A 9943-nucleotide genomic window follows, 5' to 3' on the forward strand; every position below is an offset into this window, starting at 1 on the left:
GGCTACCGGGCCGCACCCGGCAGCGATGCCTTGGCCGGTGCTCGTCCCTGGTCAACGTTTCGTTGCCGGGTGCGGGCCGGTGGCCCGTTTGTGCCCACCCGTCCCGCCCACGGGACGATTGCCCACAAACTACGCGTCAGCCGGGATCGGGCATGGCCAGGCCGGCCATCGGGCCGTATTTACGCAGGAGATCCGGGTACGCCTCGGCAGCCACCCGAAGCCACCGCTCCGCCTCCTCCACCCGCCCCAACCCCCGCAACGCTTGCGCCAGCCAGTACGGCGCCTCCTCGTGCTCCCCCTCGCACGCCACCCTGAGCAGCGGCTCGGCCTCACCATAGGCACCGCGCCGAACCATGCTGCGCCCCGCGAGAAACGCGGGCGGCACCAGGCCGCTGCGGGCGGCGCGCACATACCAGCGCTCGGCATGCTGCGGATCGCCGCCCCGCTCCTCCGACGTCCAGCCGAGCCACCACGCGGCCCGCCCGTGCCCGAGGTCGGCCGCCCGGCGGAACCAGATCTGGGCGGTGCGCCGGTCCCCGGCCTCGTCGTGGATACGGCCGATGTCGTACGCGGCCCCGGCATCGCCCTCCGCCGCCGCGGGCTCGAAGTACGGCACCATCCGCAGCCCCGTGGCGCCGCCCACCTCGTACAGCATCCGGCCGAGGGCGAGCAGGGCACGCGGGGTGCCCGCCCTGCGATACCACTCGGCGGCCTCGGGGAGCCGGTACAGCCGGTCGAGCGCGTCGGCGTACGCGCACCAGGCGTCCGGGCCGCCCTCCTCGGCGCGGGCCCGCAGCCCGGGCAGGCGTTCCTCCCACTCGGCGGGCGGCATCCGCTCGGGGTCGGCGCGGATCGCGGCGATGTCCTCCAGCGCCCGGACGATCCGCTCGTCGCCCTCGTCAAACGGCCCCCGGCCCTCCGCATCCATCCCCTCGGCACCCACGAGACCGTCGAGCCCCGTGGCCCGCAGCCACCGTTCCGCCTCGTCCAGCCGCCGCTGCCGTACGCACAGCACGCCGAGGTTGAAGCTGGCCCATATGTGGCCGCCGTCCGCCTCGTCGGCGGTGCGATACCACTCCTCGGCGGTGCGCAGTTCGCCGTTCTCCTCCGCCCAGACGCCGAGGACGTACGCCGCACCGTCGTAGCCCAGCTCATGAGCGCGTTCGACGAGGGCGCGGGCCTCGTCCCAGCGGCTGTCGTCGCGGGCGATGAAGAGGGCCTGGTCCACCAGTGCCTTGGCGCTGCCGACCGCGGCCGCCCGCGCGTACAGCGCCTCGGCCTCCGCGACCATCCGGGGGTAGCGCGCGAACATCGCCCTGCGGTCCGGATCGAGCAGGTCGCGCAGCGCCTCGTACGCCTCCTCGGGGTCGCCCTCGGCCTCGGCCCGGGCGAGGGCCTCGCGCCAGCCGTCCAGGTCGCTCAGCATGTGCTGGATGGCCCGGCGGGTGCGGGTGGCGATGTCGTCACCCCGGGCGGATGCCTCGGCCAGCCGCTCCAGTGCGGTGTCCCATTCGCCTCGGGCGGCCAGCAGCACGGCGCCGTTGGTCGTGCACTCGACGCTGCCGAGCGCGGCCCCGTGCTCGTACCACGTCTCGGCACCGGCCGTATCGCCGGCCTCGTGCAGCAGCCGGGCCAGACCGAACGCACAGCCGCCGTCGCGATCGGCGGCCGTGCGGTACCAGCGCTCGGCCTCGGCGAACTCGCCGCGGTCCTTATGGCAGATCGCGAGCGTGCGCGAGGCGTCCGCGTCCCCGGCGTCGGCGGCCCTGGCCCACCACGGCAGGGCCTCGTCCAAACGGCCCTCGCCGGTGAGGAGTTCGGCGTAGGCCCGGTACGCATCCGGCTTCCCGGCGGCCGCGGCGACCCTCAACCGGGCCTCCTCGGCCGCCGGATCCGGGTCCGGCTCCGGGTCCAGGTCCGGCTCCGGATCCGGCTCGTCAGCAGGCTCCTGATCCGCCGCCATCCGGTCCGCCATGGCGGGCATTTCACCGTGAGCCGCGCCGGACGTCCCTTGCGATGAATGTTCGACCATCACCCGATGGTGCCAGAGTGATCACGAACGTTCGGCACGGGCCCTGCGACGGGCCAGCAGCGCCTCGCGCCGCTCGTCGAACTTGGTGGCCTGATCGTCCAATCCACCCATGTAGAGACCCAGTTCCTCCTGCGCCTTGAGCCCCTCCGGACCGAGCCCGCCGATCTCCAGGACCTTCAGGAACCGCAGCACGGGCTGGAGGACGTCGTCATGGTGGATGCGCAGGTTGTATATACCGCCAATGGCGATCTGGGCGGCGGCGCGCTCGAAGCCGGGCATCCCATGACCCGGCATGCGGAAGTTGACCACCACATCGCGGACTGCGCCCATGGTCTGGTCGGGGGCCAGCTCGAACGCCTTCCCGAGCAGGTTCCGGTAGAAGATCATGTGCAGGTTCTCGTCGGTGGCGATGCGCGCCAGCATCCGGTCGCAGACCGGGTCGCCGGAGTGATGGCCGGTGTTGCGGTGCGAAATGCGGGTGGCCAGCTCCTGGAAGGCGACATACGCCACGGTGTGCAGCATGCTGTGCTGGTTGTCCGACTCGAAGCCCTCGGACATATGCGCCATGCGGAACCGCTCCAGCTCCACCGGGTCGACGGCGCGGCTGGTCAGCAGGTAGTCACGCATCACGATGCCGTGGCGCCCCTCCTCCGCCGTCCAGCGGTGCACCCAGGTGCCCCAGGCGCCGTCCCGGCCGAAGAGGGTCGCGATCTCGTGGTGGTAGCTGGGGAGATTGTCCTCGGTGAGGAGGTTCACCACGAGTGCGATCCGGCCGACGTCGCTGACCTTGGACTGGTCGGGCGCCCATGCCTCACCGCCCATGACACCGTCGAAGTTCCGGCCGTCGCTCCACGGGACGTACTCGTGCGGCATCCACTCCTTGGCGACCGCCAGATGCCGGTTGAGCTCGGTCTCGACCACCTCTTCAAGCGCGTACAGGAGCTGGGTATCGCTCCATACGGCCTGACCGGGGCGGTGGGTGGGGGCGAGTGTCACGGTGGCGCTCCAGGGGACGGGGGCGACGGGCTTTACCTACGGACCCGTAGGTTACGACAGCGTAGGTTAAAGCGAAAATAAACGGCCCGGGGCCTGTGGATGGCACATGGTGAACTCGACGTGACACGGTCGCACTTGGGGATCGGGGGCGGCGGAATGCGGCGCGGCGCGGATGGCCTACCCGGCACGGACCGGCGGCCGGAGCGAAACCGTCCACCCCATATACGACAAAAGCGCCCCGGCCGGATGGACGCTGTTGGTAATTTGCCAACAGCGTCCGGATGGCCGGGGCGCTCCGCAGCGGCGTGCGCGCGCTTCGTCGATCAATCGCCTCAGTCGGTCTGCTTACGGGACTTCCTGTCTCCCGCCATCACCAGACCCGCGATCACCAGGAAGAGGATGATCGGAGCGGCGACATAGAGGCCCAGCGTCTCGGCGACGCTCAGGCCCGGACCCGGGTCGTCACCGTCGTCGCGGGTGAGCGCGAACGCGGGGGACGACATCAGCAGCATCGCCGTCGTCGCGGCGATGACTGCACCGGCGCGCACGGCGTTCTTTTTGACCTTGTTGCTCACGGACTCAAGTTATCCGATGCCCCCTGGCGCCGCGTGCCCGGGGTGGCCTTTACCACCGTGTTGAGATGGCCATGACCGCGGCCTCGGAGGTCGGCTCAGCGGCGGCCCGCCGCGCCGAGGTGGACGGTGGGCGGCAGCAGCCGTGGCGCGGCGCGAGAGGCGAGGACCCGTACCCGCAGCCCGTCGGCGGTGACGGGCGCGGCCAGCGGGTGGATCGAGGCAGCCATGGGGTCGAGGCAGCTACGGCGCGGCGCGACGAGGGGCGAGCCGGGCCACCTCGGCCATCAGCTCGCGCAGCCGGGGCGAGGCGACCAGCTCCTCCAGGGACATCGGGCGCCCCTCGGCGTCGGCGATCGGCAGCCGCCAGTTGGGGTACTGATCCCAGGTGCCCGGCAGATTCTGCGGTCTGCGGTCCCCCACGGCGTCCGGCAGCCATACGCCCACCATCCTCGCCGGGGTGCGCAGCAGAAAGCGGTGGACCGCCTTGACCGCCCCCTCCTCGTCGCCCGGCCCCTCCGGCAGCAGCCCGAGCCGCCCCAGCAGCGCCAGCCACTCGGCGACCTCCACCGCGTCCGCCGCGCGCTCCTCGGCGAGGGGGCGGGTCAGCAGGCCCAGCCGGTGCCGGAGTTCGACATGGTCGCCGGTGAGCCGGGCGGCCGTGCTCGGCAGATCGTGGGTCGTCACGGTGGCCAGGCAGTCGGCGCGCCACTGACCGGGGGACAGCGGCCGGGCCGCGCCCGCTCCGTTGTAGTTCCGCTCGAACCACATCACCGACGTCCCCAGCACCCCGCGCCGCTCCAGCTCCTCCCGCACGCCGGGCTCGACCGTCCCCAGGTCCTCCCCTATGACGACCGTTCCGGCCCGGTGCGCCTCCAGGGCGAGCACGCCGAGCATCGCCTCCGCGTCGTAGCGGACGTAACAGCCCTCGGTCGGCTCACGCCCCTCGGGAACCCACCACAGCCGGAAGAGGCCCATCACATGGTCGATACGGAGCGCGCCCGCGTGCCGTAGGAGGCCGCGCAGCAGATCGCGGTAGGGGGCGTAGCCGGTGGCGGCGAGCACGTCCGGGCGCCACGGCGGCAGGCCCCAGTCCTGGCCCCGGGAGTTGAAGGCGTCCGGGGGCGCGCCGATCGACATGCCGGAGGCGAAGACGTCCTGGAGCGCCCAGGCGTCGGCGCCCGAGGGATGGACCCCGACCGCCAGATCGTGCACGAGGCCGATGCCCATGCCCGCGTCGCGCGCGGCGCGCTGGGCGGCCGCGAGCTGGGTGTCGGTGAGCCAGGCCAGCCAGCAGTGGAAGTCGGTGCGGTCCAGATGCCCGGCCCGCGCCCGGGCGGTGCCGGCGGAGCGCGGATCGGCCAGGCCGCCGGGCCAGGTGCGCCATTGGGGGCCGTGGGTCTCGGCGAGCGCGCACCACAGGGCGTGGTCCTCCAGGGCCTGGCCGCGCTCGGCGAGGAAGTCGCAGTAGGCGGCGCGGCGGCCGGGGCTGAGCGGGACCGTGCGCACCAGCTCCAGCGCCTCGCGCTTGAGGGCCCAGACGGCGTCCCGGTCGATGAGGGCGCCCTCGCGCAGGACGGACGTACGGAGGGCCGCGGCGGCCTCCAGGAGCTGATCGGCCCGCTCCCGGGCGCGGCCGCGCAACTGGACGTACTCGGGCACGTCCTCGATCCGCAGGTGGACCGGGTCGGGGAAGCGGCGCGAGGAGGGGCGGTAGGGCGAGGGGTCGGTGGGCGCGCCCGGGGTGCCGGGGACGGCGGCGTGCAGCGGGTTGATCTGGATGAAACCGGCGCCGAGGGCCCGTCCCGACCAGGCGGCCAGATCGGCCAGATCGCCGAGGTCGCCCATGCCCCAGGAGCGGGCGGAGAGCAGCGAGTAGAGCTGCACCAGAAAGCCGTGGCTGCGGACCGGGGATAACGGCATCCGGTCGGGGGCCACGATGAGGGGGGCGGTGGCGCGGCGGCCGTCGGGGGCCTCGGCGAGCAGGGTATGGGCGCCGGGCGGCAGCGCGGCGAACGCGGTAAGGAGGCCATCGGCGGCGGTGCCCTCCGTAAGAAGGCCACCCGTATGAGCGCCGCCCGTAAGAACGCCACCCGCATGAGCGCCGCCCCTATGAGCGCTGTCTGTGCGGGCCTCCGTAAGGGGGCCGTCGGCCCCACGGGTCCCCGCGGCCGCCCGCCCCCACGTGTGCGGCGCGCCGTCTTCGGGGCGCACCCGCAGCGCCGTGCCCTCGGGCAGGCTCAGGCGTGGCGCCTTGCCGGGGCGCACCACCACGCAGGGGGGCAGCAGTCGGTCGCGCTGCCGGCGCTCATGCCGGTCCAGCGCTTCGCGTACCGATTCGGGGGTCGAGGCGTCCACGCCGAGCGCGGCCAGTACGGCGACCACTGTGTCCCCGGGCACCTGGACGGTGCGGCCCGGGGCGGGCTCGTAGGAGGTGGCGACGCCGTGCAGCTCGGCGAGCCGCGCTCTGCCCATCAGTACTCCATCGGCTCGCAGCCCGCGCCCGCGCCGGTGAGGGCGGCGGTCGGCTCACTTGTCAGGGGACGTTCGGCGGCGAGCGGGGGCTCGCTGGTCAGGGGAACGTTGTCGGCGAGCGGGGGCTCGCTGGTGAGGGGCGCCTCCGTGGCGCTTCCGGACCCGAAGCCGTCCAGGCCGCACAGTCCACAGTCGGGGTCGGAGACCCCGTCGAAGGGATCCGGTTCGCTGGACGCCTCGGGTCCGGGTTTGGACAGGGCGGAAAGCAGAAGCTGAGCTGACGCGGCCACACGGACCTCCGTGGGGTTGTCGGCAGTGGGTCATCTCGAGCCCTACCCGCTCCGGACGGATGCAGACGTAAACGCCCCCCGTACGTGCTGTAGGTCACATGCCCTCTGGGCGGCGATTTCACGGCTGTAAGGGATCGGGAGCACAGAGTTTACGAACAGGACCGCCCTTCGTCCGTCAGACTTGCGCCGGGCGTGCCGCACCCGGCCCCGGTCCGCCCGATGCCTCGCGCACACGGCAATGCCGACAGTTCGGTCGCCCGCGTTGACACCCCCACCGGCCTGGTGGTGGGCTCACGCCCATCGGCGCCATTTCTACGGGGACCGGCTATCTGGATCGAGGAGAGGCCCGTGCAGTTCGGGGGGAAGAGGCCCAGGGCCGCGGGGGCGACGGCCATGGCCGCCGCGGTCATCGGCGGGCTGCTCGGCGGCGCCACCACGGCCGCCGCCGCACCGGTGGAGCACGGCTCCCCGGGCGCCTCCACACCGGAGCGCGAGAGCAGCGACGGCACACCGCCCGTATGGCCGCGCCCTCAGTCGCTGCGGGCACACGGGCCGGAGCTGGCCCTGGGGGACGAGGCCACCCTCATAGCCGACGGCGACGCCGATCCGTACGCCCTGGACGCGCTGCGCGGCCTGCTGCACGACGCGGGGGTGCGCACCGTCAACGAGGCCACACCCGGTGGCAAGGCCCCGACGCGTGGACTGGTGGTGCAGGTGGGCGGCCGGGGCGCGAACAGCGCGCTGCGCGCCCTGCGCGCGCCCGAGCGCGGTGACCTCCCGTCGGGCGGCTATCTCCTGGCCACCGGCCCGGTGGCGGGGCGGCCCACGGTCGCGCTGTCCGGCGTCGGCCCCGACGGTCTCTTCCACGCCGTCCAGACCCTGCGCCAGCTCCTGGTGAAGCGGGCGGGCAAGGGCTCCGCCGTCGCCGGGGTGACCGTCCGCGACTGGCCCGGGACGGCCGTAAGGGGCACGACCGAGGGCTTCTACGGCTCCCCGTGGTCGCACCGCGACCGGCTGGCCCAGCTCGACTTCATGGGCCGCACCAAGCAGAACCGCTATCTCTACGCGCCCGGCGACGACCCTTACCGGCAGGCCCGCTGGCGCGACCCCTACCCCGCCGAGCGGCGCGAGGAGTTCCGCGAACTGGCCACCCGCGCCCGGGCCAACCACGTCACCCTCGGCTGGGCGGTCTCCCCCGGCCAGGAGATGTGCTTCTCGTCCTCGAAGGACCTCAAGGCGCTGCTGCGCAAGGTCGACGCCATGTGGGCGCTCGGGGTGCGCTCCTTCCAGTTGCAGTTCCAGGACGTCAGCTACAGCGAGTGGCACTGCGACGCCGACGCCGACACCTTCGGCTCCGGCCCGGAGGCCGCCGCCACCGCACAGGCCAAGGTGGCAGGCGCCCTCGCCCGCCATCTGGCGGACCGCTACCCCGGCTCGGCCCCGCTGTCCCTGATGCCGACCGAGTACTTCCAGGACGGCGACACCGAGTTCCGGCGCGCGCTGTCCGGTGCGCTCGACGACCGCGTGGACGTCGCCTGGACCGGGGTGGGGGTGGTGCCCAGGACCATCACCGGCGGTGAGCTGGCCGGTGCCCGGTCGGCGTTCGGCCACCGCCTGGTCACCATGGACAACTACCCGGTCAACGACTGGGCGCAGGACCGGATCTTCCTCGGCCCGTACACCGGCCGCGACCCGGCGGTGGCCACCCAGTCCGCGGCGCTGCTGGCCAACGCCATGGAGCAGCCGACCGCCTCCCGGATCCCGCTGTTCACCGCCGCCGACTTCGCCTGGAACCCGCGCGGCTACCGCCCCCAGGAGTCCTGGCAGGCGGCCATCGACGACCTCGCGGGCCCCGACGGCAAGACCCGCGCCGCCCTGCGCGCCCTCGCCGGGAACGACGCCTCCTCGATGCTCGGCGGCGACGAGTCCGCGTATCTGCGCCCGCTCCTCGACGCCTTCTGGACGGCCCTGGCCGGTACGGACGTGGGGCGGCTGGAGCGGTCCGGGGACCGGCTGCGCGACGCCTTCCGGACCATGCGTGAGGCCCCCGAGCGGCTGTCCCGCATGCTGGGCGACGATGTGCGGCCCTGGCTGGACCAGCTCGGCCGGTATGGCGACGCGGGCGTGCGGGCCGTGGACATGCTCACCGCTCAGGCGCACGGCGACGGAGCGGCCGCCTGGCAGGCCCGGCTCGCGGTGGAGGCGCTGCGCGAGAAGATCGGGGACAGCCGGGTCACGGTCGGCAAGGGCGTCCTCGACCCCTTCCTCGCCAAGGCCCTGACGCGGGCGGACGCCTGGTCGGGCGTGGACCGGACCCCGAAGCAGGGGCTGCGGACCGGCAAGGACGACCACGCGGCGGCCGACGGTAAGGCGGCCACGGAGGTCGCCTCGCCCGGCCGCCCGGTCACCGTGCGCTTCGGCCGCACCCGCCCGCTCTCCGCCGTCTCCGCGCTCACCGCCCGGGTCCGGAACGGCTCACCGGGCACCGTCGAGGCGCATGTCCCCGGTAAGGGCTGGCGCAGCCTCGGCGCGCTCTCGGGCAGCGGCTTCACCCAGGTCAGGGCGGCGGACGGGGACAAGGACCTGCTGGCGGACGCGATCCGGCTGAGCTGGCCGACCGGCACCACCCCGCCGGCCGTGCACGAGATCACCCCCTGGTTCGGCGACACCCCGGACGCCGAGCTCACGCTGTCCCACAAGACGGCGGACGCGGAGATAGGCGGCGGCGCGGCCGTCGTCGAGGCCCAGTTGGTCTCGCACCGCCCCGGCGATGTGAACGGCGACCTTACGGTGAAGGCGCCGCACGGCATCACCGTCCGCGCCCCCGGCGGGGTGACGGCCCCGCGCGGCGGCGCGGTGACCGCCCGTCTGGAGATATCGGTGGCCCAGGGCACCAAGGCGGGCAGCTACTCCGTTCCGGTCCGCTTCGGAACGGAGGAGCGCATGCTGACCGTAAGGGCGTTCCCGCGCGCCGACGGCCCGGACCTGGCGCGTGCGGAGGGCACCAAGGCGACCTCGTCCGGCGACGAGACCGCCGACCTCCCGGCGTCCGCCGCGATCGACGGCAAGGCGGACACCCGCTGGTCCTCCCGGCCGGAGGACGGTGCCTGGCTCCAACTGGAGCTGGCCCACCCGGCCCGGATCGGCCGTCTCGTGCTGAACTGGCAGGACGCCTACGCCGCCCGCTACCGCGTCCAGGTCTCCGGGGACGGCCGCATCTGGCGCGACGCGGCGACGGTCGCCCATGGGAAGGGCGGGCGGGAGTCGATCGGCATGGACGCCCCGGGCACGCGCTTCATCCGCGTCCAGGGCGTCGAGCGCGCCACCCGCTTCGGCTACTCCCTCTGGTCGGTCGCCGCCTACGCGGTGCGGAAGGACTAGCCCACACACCACGTGGCAGGGCTCCGCCCCTGAGGCAGAGCCCCGCCACCCAGCCCCTCCAGCGCCACCCAGCCCCTCCGGCGCTTGAGGAGCGGGGTCTGGGGCGGAGCCCCAGTTGAGGGAAGAGGCGGGGAGGGGAACAGCCCGCCGCAGGCGCCAAGCCCCGCCGGACACCCCCTAAGCGGAGGGATGGGGAC

Annotated in this window: 7 protein-coding genes; 1 reads left to right on the plus strand and 6 read right to left on the minus strand. The window is 73.7% G+C overall.

Going from position 1 to position 9943, the window contains the following annotated elements; genetic code table 11:
* Positions 1 to 136: 136 nt before the first annotated feature.
* From KN815_RS29570 to KN815_RS29590, 6 genes are all read right to left on the minus strand, one after another.
* Entirely contained in the window at positions 137 to 1975 is a 1839-nt protein-coding gene (locus KN815_RS29570) for a tetratricopeptide repeat protein (RefSeq protein ID WP_253209316.1), read from the minus strand.
* Between the two features lie 78 nt (positions 1976 to 2053).
* Complete coding sequence (locus KN815_RS29575) at positions 2054 to 3028, minus strand: acyl-ACP desaturase (RefSeq protein ID WP_216344942.1); 975 nt, start codon at positions 3026 to 3028, stop codon at positions 2054 to 2056.
* Positions 3029 to 3360: 332 nt separating this feature from the next.
* Positions 3361 to 3603, minus strand: coding sequence for a hypothetical protein (locus KN815_RS29580; RefSeq protein ID WP_014060726.1), 243 nt, complete (start codon positions 3601 to 3603; stop codon positions 3361 to 3363).
* A gap of 95 nt (positions 3604 to 3698) precedes the next feature.
* Positions 3699 to 3830, minus strand: coding sequence for a hypothetical protein (locus KN815_RS51655; protein ID WP_301184660.1), 132 nt, complete (start codon positions 3828 to 3830; stop codon positions 3699 to 3701).
* 13 nt (positions 3831 to 3843) lie between these two features.
* Positions 3844 to 6075: a 4-alpha-glucanotransferase gene (gene malQ / locus KN815_RS29585; protein WP_216344943.1), complete on the minus strand. Its 2232-nt coding sequence runs from the start codon at positions 6073 to 6075 to the stop codon at positions 3844 to 3846.
* On the minus strand, positions 6075 to 6365 hold the full coding sequence (locus tag KN815_RS29590) for a hypothetical protein (RefSeq protein WP_216344944.1): 291 nt from the start codon (positions 6363 to 6365) through the stop codon (positions 6075 to 6077). The genes malQ and KN815_RS29590 overlap by 1 nt, the downstream gene beginning before the upstream one ends.
* A 393-nt stretch (positions 6366 to 6758) precedes the next feature.
* Between KN815_RS29590 and KN815_RS29595 the strand changes: the two genes are divergently transcribed.
* On the plus strand, positions 6759 to 9746 hold the full coding sequence (locus KN815_RS29595; RefSeq protein ID WP_216344945.1) for a glycoside hydrolase family 84 protein: 2988 nt from the start codon (positions 6759 to 6761) through the stop codon (positions 9744 to 9746).
* Positions 9747 to 9943: the final 197 nt, after the last annotated feature.

The sequence above is a fragment of the Streptomyces niphimycinicus genome (genome assembly GCF_018883605.1).
In the GTDB taxonomy this organism is placed as follows: domain Bacteria; phylum Actinomycetota; class Actinomycetes; order Streptomycetales; family Streptomycetaceae; genus Streptomyces; species Streptomyces niphimycinicus.